The organism is Rhodohalobacter sp. SW132, assembly GCF_003390325.1.
GTDB lineage: Bacteria > Bacteroidota > Rhodothermia > Balneolales > Balneolaceae > SW132.
Map to the genome: position 1 here is coordinate 94,201 of NZ_QUOK01000009.1, position 26,967 is coordinate 121,167.

Here is a 26,967-nt window from a genome sequence, read left to right on the forward strand (position 1 = left end):
TGCGTAACTGTTTGACTATAAATAATTTATAGAAGTATATAACTTCAGTGTTTTCACCTATCTATTTGTCTCATATTCATGTATAAGCACCTATAAAAGGAGCAGGCCTCTTTTTCCTCCCTGAATTCAACCAAAACACTGCATCAACAAAAATCGGACGGTCCATTGAGGAGATCTGATATAGCTTTGTTCTCAAGATGAAGGCACATGGATTACAAAAAGAAAGGGTGGCGGCACTCGGTAATTGGGGTAAAGCCTGTTGGGCTCGGCATTACTTTTTTAGGAGAAGCGATCATCATCGAATGGTTCAGCCCGGCGGAATTCAATCTTGGCCATGCTGTTCTATGGTTTTGAATTGGCCTTTCTTATATAGAGATGGAATAAGCAGAGGTGGATAGGAATATGACCGGGCTTATTTCACAATCGTCATTTTATGGGAACTCACGTTGTTCTCGGTGGTCATCCGGTAGATATAGACACCACTGGCCAGGCGGCTCGCATCAAACTGCACGGTATGCCAGCCAGCAGGCTGTTCATCATTGATGAGCACCTGCACGCGCCGGCCGATCACATCATAGACTTCAAGGCGTACCTCCTGCTTTTCCGGGAGGGAGAACCGTATATTGGTAGTCGAATTAAACGGGTTGGGATAGTTGGGGTATAATGCAAAATTTTCCGGCAAGTATTCCCTCTGTTTCTGCTCAAGCCAGTAGCGGTCACCCGTGAATAGCGTATACACGGTGTTTGATTGCTCTGCAACTGCTTCTACGCTCTCTCCATTCTGCAGCAGCCATGATTGATCACTCTCTTCATCTACCATTAAAAGACCGGTATTTGCAGGCATATCGGTGAGTTCCGCACGCCAAGTAAAAACGGTTCCTTCCTCTGCTTTCAGATGAAGATGATATTCACTCCCCCGGCGATTATATGCGGCTACATCTCTGATCAATCCCTGTCGGTTTTCTGCTTCAGGTCTTGTCATCATCATGCCGCTGCGAATCATCTCCATAGGTGGATGATACTTCCGGTACCGGTTCGTATCTCCCTCAAAATCTGTCTGTTTCTCAGCAAGGCCGGGAAAAAGAAGCTCCGTGGTTAATCTTTTTTTCTCATCAAATTCGGCGTGTAATTTTACCGATGGCTGAGTTTCCCGGGATGCTGCAAGCAAGAGTTCACCCTCATTATCCGTTTTCCGCCGGTATTCCATTCCCGAGTATGGAATTTCGAGTGCATCGAGTGCCGTTTCCGGCGGATTGAAATAGTAATACCCGTGAACCGGTCGAAGAGAATCCGCTTCTGTAAAACGACTATTGTAGCTATATGCCTCGCCCTGAATGCTGTTCATCATCTGAACATCCCGCCAGCTGATACTGCCGGTGTGCGGATTGGAAATAATATTCCAGCCCGGGTTCAGCGGAATCGTGTAGGCGTCATTCTCATTCGTTTCTACATTGGTTACAGGCAGCTCCAGGTTCAGATTTCCGTTTCCGGATACCCAGAAACCACTCCCCGGCGTAAAGGTAAAATTTCCGTCACCCTGCCTGAATTCGCGGTACTCATCTTCCGAACCATTCTTCCGAAGTGCTTTCCAGTCTGTCCCGTAATTTCCTTCAAAAAGATCGCTGACCAAATACCGATCCTCACCGGGCAGCCCCACCAGGCGATATTCACGCCCCGAACGCTCCTGCTGATCACCAGTCTGCGAATTCCCAAATTCAATTTGCTCACGGATAACACGATTTGCATCCGCCATTTGAGGAGCCGGCCGTGTTCTGAATGCATTTAATTCAGTCCACTCACTTTGAGTTCTTTCATTTTCTACCCTCACGCGCCAAAAATATTGCTGATCTTGCTCCAATCCGGTTAACTGAACCGATGTTTCGTTTGTCAGCCTGTCTGTCACCGGGGCGTTGAAATCTTCAGATTTTGATAGCTGGACCCTGTAAGTGGTATTGTAGGCCGAACTCCATTCCACTAACGGAGCGATACTGATCTGACCTGCATCCGCAATTGGAAAGACAGAACCGGGCGCTTCGGCAACGGTTATGAAAGACCGCAAATTTGACCATTCAGACCGCCCTGTGCTGTTTTTCGCCCTGATACGCCAGAAATAGCGCTGATTATGGTCCAGATTTCCAGGCAGCTCATATCTTATTTCCTCCAGAACCTCCTCATCAACGAGCGGATTCATAAACTCTCTGTCCCGACTCACCTGTACCTGATAGCTATCAGCATGCAATGCGGGTTCCCACTCCAATGTGGGCTGAACGGCAACCGATCCTACCCGATCAACCGGGTACTGAAGAGCAACCTGCTCCGGCAGAGCCCAGATCGTTGTAAACGACCAGGAGTAGGATTCATTCCCAACTTCATCCGCATTGCGAACCACGTTTGCCGGAATGGTTACCCGGTAATCTGCAAACTGTTCAAAACGGCCATGCTCAATCACAAGCTGATTATTCTCAAGCTCTGACTCAACATCCAGTACCGATCCGTCAGCAACCCTGGTGATGGTGATATCAGCTAAATCTCCGGCATCCACATTCTGGGTGAATGAAATAACCGGTGGCCGGGAAAATCCAACCCCCACAGCTCCATCAGACGGAGAATGGGAGTCTACCACCGGTGGTGACATAATGGTAGTAAATTGCCAGGAAAATTCTTCATTCGGTATTCCATCCAGGTTCTCAACGGCTCCGTCTCCTATCATTACAGAATACGTGGTTTGATGAACGAACTCACTCTGAATTAACGTCATCCGGTTGCCTTCAACGTCGATCCTGAAATCAATTTCCCGGTTTTCCGGATCGGTCACCGTAATCTGATCCGCATCCGCGAGCGTAATGGAGTGATCAAATTCAACCGTAACCGGGGCGTTGGGTTCAATCCGTGTCTCATCCGGCGCCGGTAACTGCTGAACCGCTACAGGCGGTGTTCGAAGAATCGAAAACTCTGCCTGCCTCAGTCTGATCTCGTAATTCGGTCCGGCATCCAGATTTCCCTTCACGATGCTGTACTTACCGGGCATCTCTCCCGGCTCTCGTTCCAGGGAACCGTCTACGATCGAGCGATCATCCCCATATTCAAATCCATTTACCCTGTACGTTATTTCCGGATCGTTTTCTCCTTCAAATTTCCATTTCTCCCCGGTTGCGGTTACAGTCAGTGCTTTTGGTTTGATGATAAACGGTGCCGGCCTGAATGCGATCTCATAATTCTCCCCGGCTGTTAGTGTCCCCTGCCGGATTTCATACCTGCCGGCATCCAGAGTACCGGTGCGCTCAGGCATCCCGCGCAGCTCATCCTCCTCCAGCAGCGATCCTCTTGTGATTCTGTATTCAAGCAGCGGCTCCTCATCACCATACTCAATTTCAACCGGACGCGCCGATACCGATAACGGTCGCGGATGGATATCGGCAAGTACCGACCAGCTTGTGGTTTGCAGCTGGTAATTGTTTTGATCCGCTCCACCCGTAATTTCGATATCTGTAAAGTGGACGATCCTGTTTTGACCGGCATCCGGGGTCTCAAATGCCGCATTGTAATCAAATTCCAGGCGATCCCCTTCCACCCGGTTATCCCGAAAATCTGATCCTGATACATCCGTTGTGCCATCATACCTTTTGTCGCTGGCCGTAAAATCGGTCAGCATCAGAGGGCGCGGCATGATTTCAAACTGAGCCGGTTCAAAAATGATTTTATAATTCTTGCCGGCATCCAGAGAACCTTTTCTGATCTCATAAAATCCAACATCATCACCTTGTTCCCGGTTCGGTGATCCCGTCAGCACACCTTCGTTATCATTGAACGCAAAGCCTTCTGCCATGAACCGGAAATCCGGATCACTGTTTCCATACATCTTAGTCTGGTGGCGGGTCGCTTCAACCTGCAGCTCTTTTGGTTTGATCTCAAAATCGGCTGATGAAAAGTCGATCTCATAATTTTCACCGGCGCTCAATGTATTTTGGTGAATCTGGTATTTGCCTGCATTTTCGCCTTCCTCCCTGGTGAGTGAACCATTCAGAATCTCAATATCCTCACCCGGTGCAAAATTCTGCGCTTCAAATCTTAATTCAGGATCAGCGTCACCATAGGTTTTGGATTGGCCGCCATTCACAACAACCTGCAGTGTTCGCGGAAGGATGTTAAACTCAGCCGGTTCAAACGTAATTTCGTAATTTTCGCCGGCATCCAGCGATCCCTGCTGAATTTCATACTCTCCGGCATTCTGCGATCCGGTTCGGGACAGCTGACCGGAAATCCGATCCCCATCCGCCACTGATCCATCGCTGATGTTATACTCCAGGCCGGGCACTTCATCACCATAGATCATCTCAGCTGATTGAGCCTGAATCGTAATCTGACGCGGATAAATATCAGCCTGCGCAATTCCCCATGTGTAATCCAGAGTATAATTTTGTTGATCAGGACCGCCTGTTAATTCAATATCGCTGAAGAAAACGGTTTTGCCCGTTCCGGCATCCGGATTCTCAAATTGTGCGGTATAAGTGAACTCCAGCTCATCCCCGGAGAGACGATCATCTCCGAAACTGGTCCCGTGCGCATCAGAAGTACCATCATATATTTTGTCATCAGCCGTAAAGCTTTCCAGGATAAGCGTTCGTGGCTGAATCGTAAATTCAGCCGGCTGAAAACTGATATTGTAGTTTGTACCGGCATCAAGATTCCCCCCGGTAATCGCGTACACACCGGCATCCTCGCCCATCTCGCGCTCTAACTCCCCTGAAAGGATCGATTCGTTGTCACCATCTGCAAAATTGGACACGCTAAACTGCAGCTCCGGGTCCGGCTCACCATAGATTTTAGATTGTTGACTCTCTGCCGTTACAACCAGGTCACGCTGCGTAATTACAAAATCGGCAGATCTGAATTGAATTGAATAATTGCTGCCTGCAGATAAATCACCCTGAGTGATTTCGTACCGGCCTGCGTTTTCGCCCCCTTCACGGGTTAGCGAACCGGTAAACAGATCGGGGCTATCATCATACACGAATCCCTCCGCATTGTAGGTAAGCTGAGGGTCATCTTCGCCAAATACTTTGGTTTGATTTTCATCCGCAATGATCTCAAGCTCTGCGGGATGTATCGTGATGACCTGTTCTGAATGTTCACCTTCATCTCCCTCATCGGTTCCGGCCGGCCTTGCTGTCACGGTCGCAGTGCCAGCTCCCCGGATCGCAGCGATATTTCCATCGATGGCAAGCAGATCCGGATTATCCGTTGTATAGATAATTTGTACCCCATCGGAAGTGCTTTCCGGGCCAAGTTCAAACGGTTCTTCACCATACGTTTTATCCCGGAGTGATGCGATTTCGTTATTATCGCTGGAATCTGATTCATCAGACAGATGGATCACAGCATACGGATTCTCTGCAGATCGGAGAAGATCCGGTGAAAACATCATCACATAAAAAACCAGAAAGAATAGAAAAAAAGTACTTTTACGGAGCATCATTTTTATTACAAAATCTGTAGATGATCTAAAATAAGCGGAATACTTGTTTGTAGATTTTAGGTGTTGTAAAAAATCTATTTAAAGGGGGATATGTCTCTGTCAAAAGAACAACCATTAATCGGACAACGGCCTTATCACATTTTTCGTCTGATATCTTTTTAAATATATCCGAATAACCGGATTTTGTTGCATCACAATAGATAACAGTCTTTTGAATGACCTGATCAATCCTGTTAACCGGTTCATGATTCTTCTCAAATCACATTCAACGGACCTTGCAGGACTGCCCCGTCTGCACGCTGTTTCTGCGGGCTGATGGGTTAGCACCTATAACACAAAGCCTTCTTTGGGTACACTGCAATTTATTTGACTTACAATGAAGCTAAATCGATGAGTTATCTGCTGTGCAGAATTGGATTATGGGTTACTCATTTGATCAGTTTGTACGGACAAAACCCCTCTGTCTGTACCCCTTTTATCGGCAATTTACTGGAAAGGGTTAACTGTTTTTGGCGAGATTTTTTTATGGATTTTTTGGGTGAAATTTCTTGTGCAGTTTATGACGTGTCAAAAGAGTGTGCACCTGTTTCAACTTCCGGTCTTTTCGGTTCGGCGAACCGGGTTATGCAGGAAATCAGTTCAACACACCTATCAACGGATCTCTCTTTTTAACGCTTCCACTCGTTTAAGTACTTCATCGCGTGATAAATTCCGGAATCGTTCCGGGAGCAATCGCCGGGAGGTACATTCCGAAACCGCAACCAGGGCCTGCAGCTCAATCTCTTCGGGATAGGTGGGCGGGAGAAAATCGTATAGTACATCGTCCAGAATTTGCGGGGTAACCTCCTTGAGGCCTTCTGCCGCGGCGTGAAATTTTGCCCGCGTAAGAGCCGCTTCCATATCAGCGCCGGAATATTTTATCGTCCCTTTTTTGATCGCTTTCGGCAGGTACTCTTCGGTAAGTTTTAGCCCGGTCTTTTTTTTCATCACTTCAAAAAGCTCCACCCGTTCCTCCTCCGTTTCCGGGTGAAACAGGGCGATGTGCTCTTCTGCACGGCCCTGACGCTTCAGGTCGACTGGCATCAGGTCCGGACGGGCTGTCATCAGGAACCAGACAATTCGTCCGCGGTGATCGGTATTGCTCATAAACGTGGCAATTTGCGAAAACACCCGGCTCGATACTCCGCTGTCGCCCGATGCACTTCGATCTCCCAGGTAGGCATCGGCCTCATCAATCATCACCGCAACCGGGCTCATCGCGCGCAGCAGGCTCAAAATTTTCTCCAGGTTTCCTTCGGTTACACCCTGCCACTGGCTTCTGAAATTTTTCAGCTTCACCATAGGAATTCCCACTTCGCCTGCAAAACTGGTCACCAAAAACGTCTTTCCGGTTCCAACAGGCCCGCAGACGAGATATCCCATCGGAATCACATCACGCCGACCTGATTTGAGGGCATCGGCCGCCAGGCGCAGATGTTTTTTTACCTCTGAATGACCGGCCACCTGGTCAAGCGTGTTGGTCGCAGGTACAAACTCCAAAAGACCATACGCCTCCTCTTCGATCATTCGCTTTTTAATCTCTGAGAGGGAATCAAACGTGATCGGCTCCTTATGCTCACTTGAGTTGGAAAGTATGCTGCGGATGCGCACCAGCCCCAGGCCGGCCGTCATCTCGGTAATCATCTCCATAGGTAAATCAGAATGAATTCCTTCGTTCTTTTTATGCTGGGCAAGATAGGCAGAACGTTCCTCTTCATCAGGCAGCGGCACATGAATATCTGCAGTGTAGGGATGCTGAACCAGCCGCCGGTTCAGATCCGCCATATTTTCCGTAAGCAGAACAGTGGTGAAATCCCCGGCGAGAAAGAGTGGATCATACGCCCATTTAAGCAGGTAAACCAGTGCGTTCCGGTCTTCGGTTCCAGAGGCACCGGCGTCATTCATCGGAACAACCGTTTCGGCGTGATCGATAATCAGCGCCACGCTTTTTTTATCATTCAGCCGGGTCCGGATATACTGTTCAAGTACCGAAAATGCACCAACCGGATCTTTCGGAAGTTTTTTGCTGTAATCGGTTCCCAGGATTGTATCACGGCCGGAAAGCGCGCGGTTAAAATCAGTTTGAGATTTCTGATCCCGAAAATAGATTCCCGTTGCTCGGTCGTAGAAAAGCACAAAATCCCTGGAGCCGAAAAATTCATCGGCCAGAAACGTCTTCAGCCGGTCGAACCGGTTGGGAGAACTCTTCACCCTCACCATATCGTGTACATTGCCATGAACGATAAACTGGTTCAGCGTACGGCTGAGGTATTTCTTGGCAAAGCGGGACGCCCATTCGGGATATTGTTCCAGCATGATTCTTTCGCTTTAATTTTTGGGTTGATTTCCGGCTGCTACTCAGGATCTTTCAGCATCAGTTTCACCGTATCCAGCCGGTTTGGAGTAGCTTTACTGATGATAAATTTATTTCCCTGGATAAAAAGCTCTTCATTCACCTTTGGAATCCGCCCGATGTGATTGATGATATAACCTGCAACCGTTTCAAACTCATCACTGTTTTCTTTCAGGTTAATTTCGGGAAATTTCTCCTGCAGTTCTTCCAGGTCAACGTTTCCACTCAGAACAAAGGTGTTTTCGTTGATTCGTTTCACATATTCATCTTCCTGATCGTACTCATCCTGAATATCCCCGACAACCTCTTCAATCAGGTCTTCAATTGTAACCATGCCGGCGGTTCCGCCATACTCATCAATCACAATAGCTACGGAGCTATTGCTCTGCCGGAATTCCGCAAGCAGATCTTTCGATTTTTTGCTGGATGGAATCAACTTAACCGGGCGGATAATGTCGGCAATCGTCTTTGGCGAATCGAATAAATCATAGGCAAACACCACCCCGGTTATGTCATCAATATTATCCTGGTAGACCGGAATTTTGGAATAACCTGACGCGATAAATGTTTTTTGAATTTCATCAATAGTGGCGTTCTGATCAATTGCAACCATCTCCGTACGCGGTACCATGGTCTCCTTCACACGCTTGTTTGAGAGTTCCAGTACGTTATGCAGAATCTGTGAATCTTCCTGGTCGAAATTCTCACCGCCTCCTGTATCGCGGAGCTCTTTGAGGATCATCTCTACATCCTGCCTACGGAATACTTTTTCACTTCGCTCGGTGCCGCTTTTCAGCATACGGATTAAAAAGCCTGATGCGGAGTTTGCAAGAGAGATAAGCGGACGCAAAACAACGTTGAGAAACCGAAGGGGTACGGCAACCACTTTTACCATAAAATCGGCCTGGATCCGGAAAATCGCCTTCGGGATAATCTCGCCAAAAATCATAATTACAAGCGATGCGATAATCGTCTGAATAAGAAGAACAACAGCTGTTGACGGATATACGCCAGCCCAGGATTCATAAAAAGTGCGGACCGGTTCAAGCAGGTAAATTGCCATCAATGTTGCATAAAGAACATTAATGATGTTATTGCCTACGAGTGTTGTGGTGAGAAAGGTTTCCGGCTTTTCGTTAAAAAAAGCAAGTGAACGGGAGACCAGCGAGCCTTTGCGGCTTTCAATCTCAAGTTTTAGCCGGTTTGCCGAAACGAAGGCAATTTCCGAACCCGAGAAGAACGCGCTCGCCATGATTGTCAGTATGATGATCAGGAATTCCAAAAATCGGTATCAGGCAACGTGAATATTAATACATACGAAACGGTTAAGATAAAAAGAATTCGCCCCAACTCTCTGCCCGTTTTACGGTTTAGAATGCACGGGTAGATTCTTTTCAAAATTTCTTGTTGGATCACTTTCCTTTGAAATCAGGTTTCCGTTTTTCGAGGAATGCAGATGTTCCTTCTTTAAAATCTTCTGTTTCGCATAATTTTCCGAATATTTCCGATTCTTTTTTAAATCCCGATGTGGAGTCTGCCGCATGAATCGCCTCTATCGCTCCTGAAACGGCAACCGGGCCATTTTTGAAAATTTTCTTCAATAGTTCTTCGGCTACAGAATCCGCATCCTCATCAACACGGTTCAGCAGGCCAAAATTGAGTGCCTCCTCGGCTTTAATTTGTCTTCCGGTAAGAATAAGATCTGCAGCACGCGCCTGACCGATCAATTTTGTCATCCTCTGGGTGCCGCCATATCCGGGAATCAGCCCCAGGGAAACTTCCGGCAGGCCAAAAACGGCATTTGGTGTTCCCACTCTCATATGTGCCGAGAGCGCGAGTTCTGTTCCGCCGCCCAGTGCATATCCATCCACCACGGCAATTACCGGTTTGGATGAGCTTTCAATTTTCTGAAAAATCTGCTGCCCTTTTTCCGATGCCGCGGTTCCGCTCTCCCGGTTCAGCCCTGACAGCTCCGAGATATCAGCTCCTGCAACAAACGCTTTATCCCCTGAACCATTCAGGACTACACCTTTCACCGCTTTATCACCGGCAATCTGATCAAAGGCCCGATCCAGCTCATCCAAAACTGCGTTGTTGAGAGCATTCAGTTTTTTGGGACGGTTGATTGTAAGGTGGGCAATTCCGTTTGAATCCGTCGATAGTTCAATCGTTTCGTAATTGGCAGACATAGAAAATTTATTTTACGTTTTGTTCCGTTCGTTTATGAAGTTCTTCCGCCTCTTTTCGCAATTCGGCGAGTTCCAGCTCCTGGTCGAGCTCCTCAAAACCGGGCAGAAGGCTGCGGTCCAGCTCTTCAATAATCGTTGTGGCTTCCTCCATCTCCTCAAGCAGATGATCGAGTTTGTTGCCCACATCCTCCGCATTCGGCATGGTCATCGACTGTTCGTAGATAAACCGCGTGGCATCCTCGATGGTTTCGAGATGAGTTTCGCAGATGAGATATTTTTCTTTGGCTACATCAAACTTATTCAGCCGCTTGCGTAAAATTTTCACTCTTCGCTCTTTCGTATCACGCAGCCGTTTCGACTCAATTTCGCTGATCTGATCCTCCTGCAACTTCACTTCATTTTTCAGCTCTTCCTCCACTTCTGAATTCATGTAGATCTGGTAGCGGCGGTACATATCCAGCAGCGTAAGGTACGTATTCAGTAAATCATCAAGTTTCTTTTCGATATGTTCAAGAACTCCCTGCGAACTGTAGGGCAGCGACTGAAAATTACTTTTCACCTCAGAAGCGATGTGTTTAAGCACCAAAAACCGTTTTTGTGAACGCACATCCAGCTGATAGAAAATGGCTTTATCGCCTTCATCGTCCAGCTTCTCTTTCTGTTTTTTGCGGATAACCGACTGCCGGTAAGAGTTCAGGTTTGGCACAACACCCAGATAGAGCAGCTCCGCTCCAAACGTAAGTGTGAGAATGGTATGCGGGGCAAGTCCGGCATCTGTGAACACAAGGGCTGAAATCGTTGCCAGAAGCAGAGATACCAGGTTTACAGGATGCAAAAACGCTTCCCGTGTAAAATTTATGGAGGATGATTTATCGTCTTTTGCCATGATTTCGCTTTTTTATTGCTCCCGGTTTTCACTGTCTTCACGGTCGGGTCCAACCGTTTTCTTTACCTGCAACTGCTCTGCCTGTTCTTCCAGATCATCATAGAGCATCCCCATTTCCCGTTTAATCTGTTGCAGCGACTCTTTCGCTTTCTGCTTTTTGAGCTCTTCATCTCGCTCCGCCTCCAGTTCAGCGTCGGAGTTGATCAGGTCGTCCATCGCCAGATCAAGCCGGGCTTCGATGGAAGCCATTTTGTATCGCACTTTTCCGAGAAATTCATCTACTGAACCAAGCAGTTCATCTGACTGCATCTGCCGGAGGGCATCTGATGCTTTTTTAGCATACCGGGAGCTTCGAAGTTTTTCGCTCGTATCACGGATTTTGCGATAGTGATCTTTGTACTCCTCCTTTAAACGCTCCCGTTCTTCACGGCTCGACTCACTCATGGCGTGTTACGATTTGGTTCGGTCTTTTTTACCAACCGTTTTGCCTGCTTCAGGCTCCTGGGTTGACTCCTCATCAATAGAGATACTTTTTTCGCTGCTTTTCACACTCTTGCCCATCTCCTGCTTAAACTGGTTAACAAGCTCCTGTGCTCGCAGTTTTTCGGCATTAGCCTCGATCTCCATCGTTTCGGTATCCACGCTGTCGAGCGCAATTTCCATCCGGGCCTCATTTTTGGCCGTCTGTTCATTCAGTCGGTTCAGCATCTCACTGTGGGTCTGATCCATCCCGCCCATTTCGAATGATTCGAGCGTATCGGCAACTTTGGCCTGCCACTCTGCCCGTTCACTGGCTCGCAAGGCTTCCCGTGCCTCCTTAATTTTCCTGTCTTTTTCGCGCATAAACGCTTTTTTCACCTTTTGCGCTTTCTCATACGCCTGCTCGGCAAATTTCAGCTGCTCGTGTGAGTGCTCCAGGTTTTCACGCGTTTTTTCGAGCTGAAGCGCATACCCCTGCGCCAGGTCATCGCGGTCGGCATTGATCGCCGATTTTATCTTTGATGTGATATCCGATATCGCCTTTTCGTAGCGGTCCACCTCTTTTCGAAGCATCACCACGTTGGCCTTCACCGTTGCGATATTTTCATTCATCTGCGGTATCTGATCATTCAGCTCCCTGATGTTCTGTTCCAGGATCAGCTTCGGGTTCTCCATGGAATTTACCATACCGCCAAACATCGATCGTATTGCTCTTATTAATCTGTCAAACATAGTACTTTTTTATTTGTGCCCGTTATTGTGTGACAATCCACTGACTTCTCAAATTCTGCTGTCTGCTGGTACAGATTACAGCTCGGATTTATAAACACGTTTACTTTTTTAAAGGTTTTGTATCAGATGCAACGAATTGCACATCTGCTATCTTGTTATATAATCGTGAACACCGTCTTTATCAACCCTGTTCGCTATTTGAGTAATTTTTTCCGGGGATGTTTCAGACAACGTGATCGCGCGGATCATTTCATCCTTACATTCGGGGATCATCGACTTCTTGTTCGTGTGCAGCTCTGCTAATGTTTCATTTTCTTCAATATAATCCCCAACTTTTTTGTGAAGCAGGAATCCTGCGGCTGGATCCACGTCATCATCTTTAGCCCGGCGGCCTGCTCCAAGTTCGAGTGACACCATCCCCATCGCAAAAGCATCCATTTCCTTAATATAACCGCTTTTTGATGAAATCACCGGTTCGATATGATCCGCTTTCGGATACGTTTCCGGGTTTTCAATCACACCGGTATCCCCATCGTGCGCCTTCACAATGCTTACCCATTTTTTAAACGCAGAGCCATCTTTCACAGACGCCCGGCTTTTCTCAATACCTTCTTCAACGGTTGAAGCTTTCTTGCCAAGGTAGATCATCGTACCTGCCAGCAGGTGCGTGATTTCCATCGCATCGTCAGGTCCGTTTCCCTGCAGCCCGTCGATGCTCTCTTTCACCTCAAGCCAGTTACCAACAGCGTACCCGAGCGGCTGCTCCATATTGGTGAGATAGGCGATGGTTTCTTTGCCAAACTGTTCGCCAATACCGACCAGCGTTTCAGCGAGGCGGATGGCATCCTCTTTTTTCTTCATAAATGCGCCCGATCCAAATTTCACATCCAGCACCAGCGCATCAATTCCTTCAGCCAGTTTTTTGCTCATAATGCTCCCGGCAATCAGCGGAATCGATTCCACCGTTGCAGTCACATCGCGAAGAGCGTACAGCCTTTTATCAGCCGGGGCGATCTCTTCTGTCTGCCCCGCAAGCACCATCTGCTCTTGTTCCAGGATTTCCCGGTATCGCTCAAGGGTGATATCAACGGTGAATCCCGGAATGGATTCCAGCTTATCGAGAGTTCCGCCGGTGTGCCCCAGTCCGCGTCCGGAAATCATGGGAACGGGAACGCCGCATGACGCCACAATGGGGGCAAGAATCAGCGACAATTTATCTCCAACGCCGCCGGTGGAATGTTTATCAACTTTTACGCCGGGAATATCGCTCAGATCAAGCACGATACCGCTGTGCAGCATGGAGCGGGTTAAAGCCGCCGCCTCCTCATCGTTCAACCCGTTCAGAAATGACGCCATCAAAAAAGCGCTCATCTGGTAATCGGGCAGCCGGTCTTCCGTATAAGCTTTTATTAAATCCTGAATTTCCCCATCCGTGAGTTCAAGTCCATCTCTTTTTTTGCGAATCAGTGATACCGGGTTGATATCTTTTACGCTCATATCGTTCATTTCATTCGAGTTTTATGCACTACGGAAAGGTAGTATTTCTGATGATTAAAAAAGAATGAAGAATAGCACCAGTCACGCTTCCTGAATATGCTCAAAACCTTAGTTCGCTTCTAAAATCAGGACCTCAAATTTCCCCCCTTAATAGAGGCTATGAGAAAATTGTTTTCCAAAGAAAATGCACGTAAATAAAGTAAGATTTCTGCCATTTTCTCAGCTCTCAAACTTTCTGACCCTCCCCCGTCCGCTCCCTATCGGGCCCTAACCGGACTTGATAGGGAGGGGAGCTTCAATACAAGCTTTCATACCTTAAAAAATAATGAATACCAACGAATGAGAGTGTAAAATCTCACAGCCTCAATAAAGGGGATCTTCATTAGAGACAAGATCCCTATGTACGCAAAGAATATGAATATACAACCTCCGCGGCTTTGCACCTCTTGCGGTAAAAAATTATTGTTACCGATTATTTGACTCTGCTTCTCTCAATTTCGGCACCACACCCTCCCTTTTCAATAGATAAATCCGGTAGAAGTTTGATTTCAAAGTTAGTACCATCCATGTAATTCATCGAATATTTTCAGGATTGAAGAAAAAATTCCGTCCGTTCTATCCATCTACTGCCCGACTATGAAAGTTTTAGCGAATCGATACCTTTATAAATTCCGGGAATTACTCCCCGATGGCATTGATCTCGATCTTTTTGATCCCGAAGAGCTCCCAAAAAATGCCCCGGAGTATGATGCTCTTTTTGTAAACACCACCACGCCCATTAACGAACAGTCGCTGCCGGATACCGGCAATCTCTCATTTATCGCCACCGGTTCGTCCGGCACGGATCATCTCGACCTCAAATACCTCAAATCCAAAGGGATTCGATATGGCGATGCGGCCGGATGCAACGCCGTTACGGTTGCGGAGTATATCATCACAGCACTGTTTCTTTTTCAGCAGAGATCCCGCATTCCGATGATAGACTTTAAAGTGGGAATAATCGGGAAAGGACATGTGGGCACAGCAGTTTCCCGGATGCTCACACGATTCTCTATTCCTCACCTCGCATACGACCCTCCACGGTCCGATCACGACACCGATTTTCATTCTGCCCACTTCGAAGAGATTAAAGAGTGCAATATTCTCACCTTTCACACTCCGATTACGTATAGCGGAGCGTATCCTACTCATCAGCTACTCAACCGAAGCTGGTTTCAAGGCTGCAATTACCATTTGATCATCAACTCCTCACGTGGTGAAGTGGTGGACGAAGAGTTGATCCTGGATGAAATGGAAACCGGCCGTCTGAAAAGTGCAATTATTGATGTATGGAAAGGCGAACCCGGTTTTAACACCCGCCTGGCGAAAAAAGCGAAGATCGCCACCCCTCATATAGCAGGATATTCCGTGCAATCAAAATTGCGGGCTTCACAGATGATCATCGATCAGTTTTGCCGCCATTTCGGTCTGCCGGTTCAGCCGCCGGAACCAGTTGAAAAAGTTGATCTCAACCTGACCAAAACCTACGAATCACTCGGCCAGGTTCTGGAAGATATCCATCCGATCTGTACATTCGACACCGAACTCCGCAAACTGATTGAATTGCCATCAGGCGAGCGAAAAAAGGCGTTTAAAACGCTCCGTTCTGAATCAGAACTCCGTCACGAATACACCAATATGCGCGTGGACAGCAAACTCCTGAATCAGTTTCCTGAACTCGGATTACTCGGTATCGATCCGAAATAGTTGAAATGCGTTTTTCGTGGTGATGGCGGCGATTTCATCCAGTGAAACTTCTTTCAGACGGGCAAGGTTTTTTGCCGTATACGCCATGAATGCCGGCTCATTTCGTTTGCCGCGTTTCGGTGCCGGAGAGAGGTAGGGCGCATCCGTTTCGAGGATCAGGGAGTCGAGCGGCATTTTTTGAACGGTGGCATCTACTCCCGCATTTTTGAAAGTTGATACACCTCCGACTCCAAGATAAAGCCCGAGGTCGAGCGCGCGTTTCCCTTCATCTTCCGTGCCCGTAAAACAGTGCCAGACGCCGGTCAGCGATCCGTCCTGCTCCTCTTCAACAATATCAAGCAGATCAGCCGTACTGTCGCGATTATGCAGAACAACCGGTTTCTGCACCGCTTTCGCCACTCGGCAGTGCATCCTCAGGCTCTCTTTCTGTTCGGCGATATGATCGGTGCTCCAGTAATAATCGAGGCCGGTCTCTCCCACTCCCACATACTCCGGTGATGCGCAGGTTTCAGCAAGTTTCTCTTCTTCGCTGAGCCGTGAGGATTTCACATCACACGGATGAACCCCCATCATTTTATAAAATGAAATGGTGCTGTGTGAAAGATGATCCATCTGGCTGAGGGAGTTCCAGTCGATCGCGGGAAGAAATATATGACCAATTCCGGCTTCTTCAGCACGGGAAAGCACCTCATCAAGATCATCCGTAAACTGATCAAGATAGAGGTGTGAATGTGTGTCGGTGAGTTTCAAAGGGGTGTGATGATCTGTTCTGTTTTCAATTCACATCAAAACTAAGAAGAATTGCGGTCATTCCTGAACCCGGTTTTTGATCGTTTACCTTTTCGCGTGATACTCAACAAGTCCGCCGATTACACCGGAGGAAACGGAGTGTGAGGTAAAACCTCTTTGAGTGAGGAGTGCAGATAGCAGACTGGAATGTTTGTTAGCAACCGTGCCGGTCAGCACAATTGGCTCTTGTTTGTCCGGTTTGATGGAGGAAAGCTGCTGATCTAAAAAACGCTCGAAACATCCGGTTATAATACGCAAAAGCTGTTTTGAACGGACTTTTTCCAAAACTTTTCCGGCCACAGAAGCAAGTTCCCGGTTGGGATGCGGGCTTTTGTAAATTTTATCCATCCAGTATGCGTACTCTCTATTCTGCAGTACTGAGGCCACCCGGGATGAGGTTTCTTCACCCATTTCATCCCTGAAAAATGCTTTCAAGATCGCACGGCCGATATCCGCTGCACTTCCCTCGTCACCGATTGCAAAACCGAGAGCGGCCGACCGGCGCACAATCTCACCATTTTTATACCGTCCGCAAATGGAACCGGTGCCCATCGCACAGATCGTTCCGTTTCTGTTTTGAAGATGCGCACGCGCTGCCCCGGTGAGGTCATCAAACACATTCACCGCAGATTCCGGAAACACACGAATAATTGACTGTTTGATTTTTGATACCGGTTCCGATCCATAACATCCCGCTCCGTAAAACCATATATGATCGACCTCACCAACATTTTTAAGCACGTTTTTTCGAAGTTCATCACCTATTTGCCCCGATGAATTGTACGCCGGATGGAGACCTTCACCCGAAAAGTAGTTTATTCCAGACGGTGTGATATATGCCCAGTCTGTTTTCGTGCCGCCGCTGTCTGCTATTAAGAGTTTCATACTATCGGTGTTGCGTGCATCTGCTCCATTTATATTCTGTGCACGATCCTGTATTTTTTATTCAGAATCAATTTTGTTTTTCACTGCTCCACATAATGTTGCGCGCTTTTGTACCTTTCATGCGTAAATTGAACCGAACGAAATTCCCCATGAGTTTAACCTACACAAATTACCTGAATGTTGATAAGCTACTGAAACTGCAGGAGCCGAAATCGGAACCTGAAGAGCATGATGAGATGCTTTTTATCATCATCCATCAGAGCTACGAACTCTGGTTCAAACAAATACTGCACGAATTCGACAAACTCAGGACCGATCTTGAAAATGGCAATACCTGGGCGTCTGCCAAAACGATGAGGCGGATTTTAACAATTCTCAAAACCATGGTCTCCCAGATCGATATCCTGGAAACCATGACGCCGCTGGAATTTAACAGCTTTCGCGGGTTTTTGCAGCAGGCGAGCGGGTTTCAGTCGGTTCAGTTTCGTGAGATGGAGATCATCTGCGGAATGCGTTCGGAGCATATCATTAAAGTTCACGCCGATCAGCCGGAACTGCAGCAGCAGCTCATCGACAGGGAAAAAGAGTCTACTCTTTGGGAGAGTTTCTGCAAATACCTCCAAAAGATGGGGCATCCGATAAAGGATCCCAAACGCGTTAATGAGCAGGGACTTGTGCATAATTCGTCTGAGGAGAACCAGAAAACGCTCGTGGAGATTATGAACAATGATCCCGAAGCGGCACTGCTCTGCGAACTTTTTGTTGATTATGATGAAGGGCTGCAGGAGTGGCGATACCGGCATGTAAAAATGGTTGAGCGCACGATTGGGACAAAAAAAGGGACCGGCGGATCGGATGGTGCTAAATACCTCCGGCAAACGTTGAACAATCCTATCTTTCCGGATCTTTGGGCAATACGGACACAGTTTTGAACGGTTCATTCGATCACTCCGTTACTTGAACAGCCTCACAGAAAGCTATTTAATATGGGCAGTACAGAACTCAGCGAAAAAAATTATCTGCGTATTTGTTTTATCAATTGGGCGCTCTCCGTGCCTTTGCTCCTTATTTTTTCGTGGCCTTACTTTATCATAACTCAGCTTTTAGGCATCCCGAAAATCATGGCACTTCCCGGGTCTATTTTCTTTGCGCTTCCGTTTATGCTTACGCTGCTTCATGGACATGTAACGATGGCGGTAGGCGTGGTTCACCGGATCCACTATTACGACTGGCTACAGAGCTACCCGTTTACGTATGGGCTGCTTTTCCATCCCATCATTGTAAAAACACGTTTTCGCCTTTCGCTTTTCTTTGCAAGCGTGCTTCTGTTTCTGGTTGGGTTGTGGATGAGCTGAGTTATATTTTTCTCAAATGAATGAACGTGTGTTATACAGACTGTTTTTCTTGTCAAGGAAGAGCTATCAAAAATCAGTCATCGGATGAGTCATCCATGAATAATATGTTGATTCAGGGTGTCTCGATTTTTCGAATAATTTATCCGATGACCTACTTGAAAATTTTATCGATGGCACAACAGTTATCTATCAGATGAATTCTAAACAAATGCCCTCACCGCTAACCCTGTGAGCAGTGCCAGAAGCGCTGAAAGCAGTGTCCCGATCAATACATATTCCGCAAACGTCCTGTTTTCGAACTCTTTGTAGCGCACTACTCCTTTTGCCGTTAAAATAAACCCGATCGCCGCATACTGCCCGGCAATCGTAAACAGAAATATAAAAATCCGCTCCAGCATCCCGATCACACGGCCGGTATTGTATTCCCGATCCGTTACCGTTGAGTTGATCTCCCCAATCGGGTCCAGTTTCAGAAGCTTTAATATATGGCGGAGAAGTGTGTTCATTTCGTTCATCACCAGGAGAATCCCAAACAGTAACATCATCACCGATAATGCCATTTCTACAGCGCCCGGGCCGGATTCATACAGAAAATCCACAATTGTTCGATCCATTTCTGCATTCAGCAAGGGACTAAACATCAACCCTGTCAACCCAATATACAACAGCAAACCGAACAGACGATTTCTGTAGATTTTCTCCCCATTACGCTCCAGGTAAATGGTGGCAATCGGGAGCAGCAGAAGAGTGATCAGCAGTAGAACCCAGGTCAGGTTCACTTCCATCAGCAGCAGGACAATCAGCGGTATGGCCGCCATTTTCAGGATCGTACCGCTGGTAGCACCGTCATCTTCAAACGTCAGCCGCAAACGGGAAATCAGCACCAGGTTCAGCGTAATAAAAAAGAGCAGCAGATTCATGATGATTCCAGGTTTTCCAGGTACCGATTCATCAACACCGTGATATTGCCGGTCATTTCCATGATGATATCGATGCTTCCGTCTTCCCGATTTTTATAGACGGCTGTTTCTGAGATATCAAGCTCTGCCGCGATTTTCTTCACCGGCAGACCACTGTTTAATTTATTCACTATCATGTATCGCGTTTTTTTCCACTTTTTTATTCCATCTGACATCAGCCAGAGCGAACTGTTTGCCAGGGCAAGCTCGGAGCCCTCTTCGGCTCCCTCGGCGTCTACTCCAAACAGGTACCCGGTTTTTTTCAGCTTTTCGATTCTTTCTCTCGCCGCATAAAACGCCGGGCCATCCATTCCGATCGCCTGTTTTGGGTTTATCGGGGTGACAATCGTGCCGATCGAAATCGCAAAACGAACCGAAACCGGGTGCAGCTCGGCGAGAATCCGCCAAATATCTTTCCAAATACCTGAAGTATCGCCATACACCGCCTGGAATTCATCTCCCAGCGTGATGGTGTAGGGAGAGGCAAGAGACTCCGATTCTTTGCTGATCGTTTCCAGCAATCGCTCCAGCTTCTCCTGCAGTTCTTTCCGGCCGGAAGAGCTCAGCTTTCTCGACTCTACAATATCACCTATAATCACAATCATACAAGCACCATCTCGATTCGAAGAATCTGTGTTCTGCAAAATTCAACTGAATCAGTTTAATTTTTGAATTTCAACCAAAATAGTTGAAAAAATACAATTAAACCAATATGGTTGAATTTAAACATAAATAGTGCCATTCAATGAAAAAGCCGGGGATTCAGAACACCGGCTTTTCATGGATTTCGCGCAAATCTGCGGATCGGCCGTTAGTAGGCTTTACCATTTTTGATATCGTCAACCACGGACGGATCCAGAAGTGTGGATGTGTCCCCCAGGTTTTCGAGATCGTTTGCCGCAACTTTCCTGAGAATTCGCCTCATGATTTTCCCTGATCGGGTTTTCGGCAAACCGGCAACAACCTGAATTTTATCCGGCTTGGCAATCGGGCCGATGATTTTGGTTACCAGATCATGAATCTCTTTTTTAAACGCTTCCGGATTTTCGGGCTCTTTCTCGCAGATCATAAAGGCGTAGACACCCTGCCCTTTCACATCATGCGGATACCCAACAATGGCCGTTTCTACGATGTTTTTATGCTCATCGATCGCGTTTTCAATTTCTGCCGTTCCCAGCCTGTGTCCGGAAACGTTGAGCACATCATCCACACGGCCGGTAATTCTGTAGTAGCCGTCATCGTCGCGCCGGCAGCCATCACCCGTGAAATAGTATCCTTTATAAGCGCTCATGTACGTTTCCAGGTATCGGTCGTGATCTCCCCATACCGTGCGCGCGATACCGGGCCACGGATGTTTAATACAAAGATTTCCATTCACGCCGTTGCCGTCAATCTCTTTGCCTTCCTCATCCATTAGCACAGGTGTGATTCCGGGCAGGGGAAGTGTTGCGAAACCCGGTTTGGTTGGAGTGATGCCTGCCAGCGGGGAGATCATAATACCTCCCGTTTCGGTTTGCCACCAGGTATCCACAATCGGGCAATTTCCGCCGCCGATGTGATCGTTATACCAGTTCCAGGCCTCTTCATTGATCGGTTCACCCACGCTGCCAAGTACTTTCAGCGAGCTGAGATCGTATTTCTTCACATAGTCGATATCGTAGCTCATCAACGCGCGAATGGCGGTTGGTGCCGTATAAAAATGAGTGACTTTATATTTTTCAACAACTTCCCACAGACGGCCGGCATCGGGATAGGTTGGCGTTCCTTCAAAAATAATCCCGGTGGCGCCGGTAAACAGCGGTCCATACATAATATAGGAGTGGCCCGTGATCCAGCCCGCATCAGCCGTACACCAGTAGATATCCTCTTCTTCAACCTGGAACACGTTCCGGAACGTGTAGCTGGTGTAGACCATATATCCGCCGCAGGTGTGCAAAACGCCTTTTGGCTTGCCGGTGGAGCCGGATGTATAGAGAATAAAAAGCGGGTCTTCCGCATCCATTTCAACCGCCGTATGTTTTTTAGAGGCGTTTCGGATGAGCATATGCCACCATTCGTCACGCCCTTCCACCCAGTCGATATCGCGGTTGGTACGCTGACAAACAATTACACTTTTAACATTCGGGCAGCTTTCAAGGGCTTCATCAGAAATATCTTTCAGCGGAACGTGCTTATCGCCACGGCGAAGACCGTCGTTGGTGATCAGCATTTTGGCATCGCAATCTTGAATCCGCTCAGAAAGTGCCTGGGCTGAAAATCCTGCAAATACGATAGAATGCACCGCACCAATACGCGCACAGGCAAGTGCCGCAATAATCAGTTCCGGCGTCATTGCCATATAAATGCACACCCGATCGCCTTTTTCTACTCCTTTACTTTCCAGGACATTAGCGAAGCGGCAGACATCCTCATGAAGCTGACGGTAGGTTATGGTTCGCCGAAAACTGTCGGGGTGATTCGGCTCAAAAATGAACGCCGTTTTGTTACCAATGGTATTCAGATGGCGATCAAGCGCATTTTCGGTGATATTGAGCTTTCCGCCTTCAAACCATTTAATATCCCCTTTTTCAAATCCGCCGGAATGAACTTTGTCCCAGCTCTTTCTCCAGTAAAACGTCCCGGCTTCGTGCTCCCAGAACTTCAGGCGATCCTTTTCACTCTGTTTATACGTTTCTTTGTACTCATCAAAAGATTTAATATTCAGCCACATACGAATTCAGTTTATTTATAATTATTTCCATCATTCAGAAGACATCAAAAGCGCTTCTATGTTGATGTTTTTTAGGCGGTTTTTCAAGTCTTTTTTGATAAAAGTTTTAATACGGAGAATATGCGAATGTCAAAATCAAAAACCTCCCCCCTCTGACCACCACTGCAATGGATAAACTACTGTCAAGTCAATTTTGATTTGTCGGGTTAATGAAATACCCTCATCCGCTGACTCCACGTCACCGGATGAGTGGATAGGAGTAAGAAATTACTCTATAAGATTATGCACTGGATAATGTAAAGTCAGGACAATTCACCGGATGAAGCGAATTCATCCGGTGAATATTTACACAAACACGCCTATTAAACAGAATACCAAATTTAACTCTATATCATTCAAACGATTCCGCGGAATAATTCTGTTTGGCAAGCAGATATTGATTCATTAAATATGAAAAGTCCAGGCTACAATAAAATAGAATCGTGGTTCGATGAGCGCGAATGGAAACCGTTTTCGTGGCAGAAAAACGTGTGGGATGAGTGGCTCTCCGGGAAAAATGGTCTGCTGAATGCTCCTACCGGAAGTGGTAAAACGTTCGCACTTTTCATGCCCCAGCTGATAGAATGGATCGATCGCTACCCCGAAACGTATCAAACTAAAGAGAAAAACGGCCTGCAATTGATCTGGATAACCCCGCTGCGAGCCCTGGCCAAAGATCTTGAAAAGGCCATGCAGAAGGTTGTGGATGAGCTTGGAATTCCGTGGCGGGTTCAGCGCCGTACAGGTGATGTATCATCATCCCAAAAACAAAAGCAGAAACGCCGCATGCCTGAAGTGCTGATTACCACGCCGGAGAGCCTTCACATTCTGCTCGCTCAGAAAGGGTATTCAAAACGGTTTCAATCCCTCTCCTGCGTGGTTGTGGATGAGTGGCACGAACTGATCAGCTCGAAACGAGGAACACAGACCGAGCTTGGGCTGTCGCGACTTACCGGGATGCTGCCAGACCTAAAAATCTGGGGTGTTTCCGCCACAATCGGAAACCTGGAAGAGTCGCGCGATGTTTTGCTGGGCGTTCGGCCAGATCGCAGGGATTCTGTGATCATCCGCGCCAGGCAGGACAAAAAAATTAACGTTCACACTGTTCTGCCTGACGATGTAGAGCGCTTCCCATGGTCGGGCCACCTGGGGACCAATCTCCTGCACAAAGTTTTACCGATACTTGATAAAAGCGGCTCCACACTGATTTTCACCAATACCAGGGCACAATCGGAAATCTGGTTTCAGCAGCTTTTGGAAGCCAATCCCGACCTGGCCGGAACCATTGCGCTCCATCACGGATCGCTCGACCGGAAAATCCGGGACTGGGTTGAGGATTCTCTCCACAGCGGATTGATCAAAATTGTGGTCTGCACCTCAAGCCTCGATCTTGGCGTTGATTTCGCACCGGTGGATACCGTCATCCAAATCGGCAGTCCAAAAGGTGTGGCGCGATTTCTGCAGCGGGCCGGACGCAGCGGCCATCAGCCCGGAGCGGAAAGCACCATCTGGTTTCTTCCCACAAACGCACTGGAGCTGATTGAAGCTGCCGCTCTGAAAGATGCGGTGCACGATCAGAACATGGAGAGCCGTGACCCGATTCTAAAACCGTTTGATGTACTCATTCAATACCTGATTACACTCGCTGTTTCTGAAGGTTTTCGACCGGATGACATTTTTGAAGAGATCAAACATACATTCGCCTACCAAACGCTCAATCCTGATGAATGGAGCTGGATTCTCGATTTTATCCAGACCGGCGGACAGTCGCTCGCCCGGTATGATGAATACAACAAAGTAGAAATAGATGAGGATGGAATCTGGCGCGTATTTGACCGCAGGATTGCACGGAGGCACCGAATGAGTATCGGCACAATCGCAAGCGATTCGATGCTGCGGGTGAAATATATGAAAGGCGGAACGCTCGGGCGGGTTGAAGAGTGGTTCATCTCTCAGCTGAACAACGGAGATACATTCTGGTTTGCCGGGCGCAATCTTGAACTTGTGAAAATGAAAGATATGACCGCCTTCGTCCGGCGGGCAAAAGGTTCAAGCAGTAAAGTGCCAAGTTATATGGGCGGAAGAATGTCCCTCTCATCCAATATGAGTGAACGGCTGCGGAATAAATTGGAGGAAGCGCGCAGCGGCAATACAAATTCCATCGACCTGAAGACCATTCAGCCGATTTTTAAGATTCAGAAAGAGCGCTCTCTCCTGCCCGGCCCCGGACAGTTTCTCATCGAAAAATCGTGGTCAAAAGAGGGCTGTCACTGTTTTTTCTTTCCGTTTGAAGGACGATATGTTCATGAAGGGATGTCGGCCCTGGCAGCGTACAGAATCTCAAAAATCACTCCGATCACATTTTCCATAGCCATGAATGATTACGGGTTTGAACTTCTCAGCGATCAGGATATACCGGTTCGTGAGGCGATTCAACAAAACCTCTTCTCAGAAAAAGACCTTATCCGCGATATTATGGGGAGCCTGAACGAAGCGGAGCTGGCGAAACGGCGGTTCAGGGAAATCAGTCAGATTGCAGGATTGGTATTCCAGGGTTTCCCCGGAAATCAGAAAAAAGGAAAACATCTGCAGATGTCATCCGGACTATTTTTTGATGTCTTTGTGGAGTACGAGCCGGGAAATCTGCTGATCCGCCAGGCGTATGATGAAGTCCTAAGCCGCCAGCTTGATGAGGCCCGTTTGCGAAAAGCGCTGCAGAGAATTCAGACGCAGGAGATCATCGTACAGGATGTAGACCGGTTTTCCCCTTTTGCCTTTCCAATCTATGTGGACCGGCTTCGCGAACGGTTATCATCAGAAAAATTACTCGACAGAATTAAAAAAATGCAGAAACAGCTTGAAGCCGAATGAGTAAACTCGAGATCGAAATCAACGGACATGAATTTCAATTGCTCCCGGAGCGTGCCCTTTTCTGGCCGTCCCGGCAGACGCTGATCATTGCGGATCTGCATCTAGGAAAATCGGGACACTTCAGAAAGCATGGGATTGCCGCACCCCAACAGATCAATGAAAAAAACCTGGCTCGCCTTGATAAGCTGATCAGCCGAGTGAAGCCAAAACGTGTTTTTATCCTGGGTGATCTGTTTCACAGCAGCGCCAACAGAGAGTGGTTGCGGCTGGAGAATTGGCTTACTGATCACGCAAATCTGGATTTCCACCTGATTACAGGAAACCACGATATCCTGCACGCCTCATTCTATAAAAAGGCCGGACTCACAACACACGCCACTTATTTTGAAGGTGGATTTCGTTTTGTGCACGATATTGAAGATGTAGAAGCGGATGATTCTCACTTTACATTTTCCGGGCATATTCATCCCGGAGTGCGCCTGAAAGGGGCTGGGCGTCAATCTATACGTCTACCCTGTTATTATCAGAAAAAACACCATTTAATTCTTCCCGCATTCGGAGAATTTACAGGACTTTTTCTGTTGGCAATGAAAGATGCGGAACAGATCTATGCGATTGCAGAGAGCAGTGTATGTTCTATAAAAAAATATAATTATTAAATCATTCTAATATTTTGAGATTTTCTATTACGCCACTCATTGCACTCTACCTGATTTTGGTACTTCCCTGCGCAGGTTCAAGTCAGTCTTTTTCGGAAGATTTAATTGAGATAAATGAGCAGAGATTGCAGCTCAATCAAAGCGGAATGACCGTGCTTGGAAGCTGGGCTGCAGCAAACATTATTGCGGGCGGAGTTGGGATGACACAAACTTCCGGGCGGGTCCGCTATTTTCATGAAATGAACGTGGCGTGGAATAGCGTAAATTTAGCAATTGCGGGGATTGGATATTTCGGTTCCCGAAATGATCCTGCAGCCTATTCGTTGTCGGAAACGATCCGGGAATTCCAGAGCTTTCAAAAGCTGCTGCTATTTAATGCCGGACTAGATATTGGGTACATGGCATTTGGGGCGTGGTTGTGGGAGCGGGGAATCCGAACCGGAAGTGACCGGTCGATTGGATATGGCCGCTCGATGATACTTCAAGGCGGATACCTGTTTCTTTTCGATATTGTGCTATATGCACTCAGCAGAAATCAGAGCGGGCCGCTAATCGAATCGCTGGACCGTATTTCTCCGGCACAGAATGGCATCGGCCTGCGAATTCGCCTTTAGTTTGACATTTTTCGCTTGACGGAGTGATGCAACCGGTGAGTAAGGCGTGATTTCTTTGTTCGGACATTTGCACCAGAAATCCCGAACTTCTTGCTAACCTGTTGTGTGGTAGCATCCGGGTGTGCAAGTAAATAATTCATCAGGTCCCGATCATCAGGATCAAGCTCTTCCAGGCACTGCTCCAGGATCTGCATTCTCTCTTCATCTATTAAAGACTGCATCTGATCTGCCGGTTCTACATGATGATTATACTGTTCGTCATCTGATGTAAACCGATGCTGCGATTTCTTGTAATGTAAAAAAGTGTGTCTGGATGTAGTGATAAGGTAACTGAAAATGTATTTACTCTCATTAATTTTATCATCGCGTATCCTTTCAAATACATCAAGGAACGCCTGGTGGGCACACTCTTTGGCTTCAATTGGAGAGGCGTTCATCACAACACGCAGATAGTCTTCCAGCCTCGGCATCACTTCTTTTAAAAGTTGATTGGCAGTCTCCTCGTCTCCATCCCTGAGGGCTTCTACTAAATCTGAATAATCGACACGTTGCACGGAAGTTTCCAAATCAAATTATATATGCGTGAATAGAAAAAAATGGGAGTGCACCGAAGGACAAATGAATCACTATATCATATGAATCATTCATTAAAAAAGATATTCGATTTCCATTAATCAATTAAAAATAT

General features: G+C 47.2%; 21 protein-coding genes. 7 read left to right on the forward strand and 14 right to left on the reverse strand.

Going from position 1 to position 26,967, the window contains the following annotated elements; genetic code table 11:
- The first annotated feature begins 207 nt into the window (after positions 1–207).
- A complete protein-coding gene (locus DYD21_RS21135) occupies positions 208–354 on the forward strand; it encodes a hypothetical protein (protein WP_158607329.1) in 147 nt (48 codons plus the stop codon).
- Positions 355–412: 58 nt separating this feature from the next.
- Here the strand turns inward: DYD21_RS21135 and DYD21_RS15730 are convergent, their stop codons facing one another.
- From DYD21_RS15730 to DYD21_RS15770, 8 genes are all read right to left on the reverse strand, one after another.
- Positions 413–5,476, reverse strand: a complete 5,064-nt coding sequence (locus tag DYD21_RS15730; protein WP_116037961.1) for an MBG domain-containing protein — start codon at positions 5,474–5,476, stop codon at positions 413–415.
- 651 nt (positions 5,477–6,127) lie between these two features.
- Entirely contained in the window at positions 6,128–7,831 is a 1,704-nt protein-coding gene (locus tag DYD21_RS15740) for an ATP-binding protein (RefSeq protein WP_116037963.1), read from the reverse strand.
- A 38-nt stretch (positions 7,832–7,869) separates the two neighbouring features.
- A complete protein-coding gene (locus DYD21_RS15745) occupies positions 7,870–9,150 on the reverse strand; it encodes a hemolysin family protein (RefSeq protein ID WP_116037964.1) in 1,281 nt (426 codons plus the stop codon).
- 130 nt (positions 9,151–9,280) lie between these two features.
- Entirely contained in the window at positions 9,281–10,057 is a 777-nt protein-coding gene (locus DYD21_RS15750) for an enoyl-CoA hydratase/isomerase family protein (protein WP_116037965.1), read from the reverse strand.
- Between the two features lie 7 nt (positions 10,058–10,064).
- Complete coding sequence (locus tag DYD21_RS15755; RefSeq protein ID WP_116037966.1) at positions 10,065–10,943, reverse strand: hypothetical protein; 879 nt, start codon at positions 10,941–10,943, stop codon at positions 10,065–10,067.
- A 12-nt stretch (positions 10,944–10,955) separates the two neighbouring features.
- Entirely contained in the window at positions 10,956–11,387 is a 432-nt protein-coding gene (locus tag DYD21_RS15760; protein WP_116037967.1) for a hypothetical protein, read from the reverse strand.
- Between the two features lie 6 nt (positions 11,388–11,393).
- Complete coding sequence (locus DYD21_RS15765; protein WP_116037968.1) at positions 11,394–12,155, reverse strand: PspA/IM30 family protein; 762 nt, start codon at positions 12,153–12,155, stop codon at positions 11,394–11,396.
- 147 nt (positions 12,156–12,302) lie between these two features.
- Complete coding sequence (locus tag DYD21_RS15770) at positions 12,303–13,661, reverse strand: thymidine phosphorylase (RefSeq protein WP_233505562.1); 1,359 nt, start codon at positions 13,659–13,661, stop codon at positions 12,303–12,305.
- A gap of 627 nt (positions 13,662–14,288) precedes the next feature.
- Between DYD21_RS15770 and DYD21_RS15775 the strand changes: the two genes are divergently transcribed.
- On the forward strand, positions 14,289–15,398 hold the full coding sequence (locus DYD21_RS15775) for a 4-phosphoerythronate dehydrogenase (RefSeq protein ID WP_116037969.1): 1,110 nt from the start codon (positions 14,289–14,291) through the stop codon (positions 15,396–15,398).
- Here DYD21_RS15775 and DYD21_RS15780 read toward each other — a convergent pair.
- Both DYD21_RS15780 and DYD21_RS15785 read right to left on the reverse strand, forming a co-directional pair.
- Positions 15,375–16,148, reverse strand: coding sequence for a TatD family hydrolase (locus DYD21_RS15780; protein WP_116037970.1), 774 nt, complete (start codon positions 16,146–16,148; stop codon positions 15,375–15,377). The two genes, DYD21_RS15775 and DYD21_RS15780, sit on opposite strands and share 24 nt — an antisense overlap.
- 84 nt (positions 16,149–16,232) lie before the next feature.
- Complete coding sequence (locus DYD21_RS15785; RefSeq protein ID WP_116037971.1) at positions 16,233–17,072, reverse strand: hypothetical protein; 840 nt, start codon at positions 17,070–17,072, stop codon at positions 16,233–16,235.
- A gap of 149 nt (positions 17,073–17,221) precedes the next feature.
- Here DYD21_RS15785 and DYD21_RS15790 point away from each other — a divergent pair, with 149 nt between their 5' ends.
- Positions 17,222–18,004 carry a tryptophan 2,3-dioxygenase gene (locus DYD21_RS15790; protein ID WP_116037972.1) on the forward strand — a complete coding sequence of 261 codons (783 nt, stop codon included), beginning with the start codon at positions 17,222–17,224 and terminating at the stop codon, positions 18,002–18,004.
- A gap of 189 nt (positions 18,005–18,193) precedes the next feature.
- Complete coding sequence (locus DYD21_RS21325) at positions 18,194–18,427, forward strand: hypothetical protein (protein ID WP_233505563.1); 234 nt, start codon at positions 18,194–18,196, stop codon at positions 18,425–18,427.
- Between the two features lie 200 nt (positions 18,428–18,627).
- On the opposite strand, the gene DYD21_RS15800 is transcribed toward DYD21_RS21325, so the two are convergent.
- From DYD21_RS15800 to acs, 3 genes are all read right to left on the reverse strand, one after another.
- Positions 18,628–19,347, reverse strand: coding sequence for a hypothetical protein (locus tag DYD21_RS15800; RefSeq protein ID WP_116037974.1), 720 nt, complete (start codon positions 19,345–19,347; stop codon positions 18,628–18,630).
- Positions 19,344–19,991, reverse strand: a complete 648-nt coding sequence (locus DYD21_RS15805; RefSeq protein ID WP_147303615.1) for a SatD family protein — start codon at positions 19,989–19,991, stop codon at positions 19,344–19,346. Before DYD21_RS15805 ends, DYD21_RS15800 begins: the two co-directional genes overlap by 4 nt.
- Before the next feature lie 206 nt (positions 19,992–20,197).
- Positions 20,198–22,096: an acetate--CoA ligase gene (gene acs, locus DYD21_RS15810; protein ID WP_199535568.1), complete on the reverse strand. Its 1,899-nt coding sequence runs from the start codon at positions 22,094–22,096 to the stop codon at positions 20,198–20,200.
- Between the two features lie 450 nt (positions 22,097–22,546).
- On the opposite strand from acs, the gene DYD21_RS15815 reads away from it, so the two are divergent.
- From DYD21_RS15815 to DYD21_RS15825, 3 genes are read left to right on the forward strand one after another with little or no spacing between them, the layout of a single operon-like run.
- Positions 22,547–25,006 carry a ligase-associated DNA damage response DEXH box helicase gene (locus DYD21_RS15815; protein WP_116037976.1) on the forward strand — a complete coding sequence of 820 codons (2,460 nt, stop codon included), beginning with the start codon at positions 22,547–22,549 and terminating at the stop codon, positions 25,004–25,006.
- Positions 25,003–25,665 (forward strand): ligase-associated DNA damage response endonuclease PdeM, encoded by a 663-nt coding sequence (gene pdeM, locus DYD21_RS15820; RefSeq protein ID WP_116037977.1) that lies wholly within the window; start codon positions 25,003–25,005, stop codon positions 25,663–25,665. The genes DYD21_RS15815 and pdeM overlap by 4 nt, the downstream gene beginning before the upstream one ends.
- Positions 25,666–25,679: 14 nt before the next feature.
- On the forward strand, positions 25,680–26,279 hold the full coding sequence (locus tag DYD21_RS15825) for a hypothetical protein (protein ID WP_116037978.1): 600 nt from the start codon (positions 25,680–25,682) through the stop codon (positions 26,277–26,279).
- On the opposite strand, the gene DYD21_RS15830 is transcribed toward DYD21_RS15825, so the two are convergent.
- A complete protein-coding gene (locus DYD21_RS15830) occupies positions 26,276–26,833 on the reverse strand; it encodes an RNA polymerase sigma factor (protein WP_116037979.1) in 558 nt (185 codons plus the stop codon). The two genes, DYD21_RS15825 and DYD21_RS15830, sit on opposite strands and share 4 nt — an antisense overlap.
- Positions 26,834–26,967 lie beyond the last annotated feature (134 nt).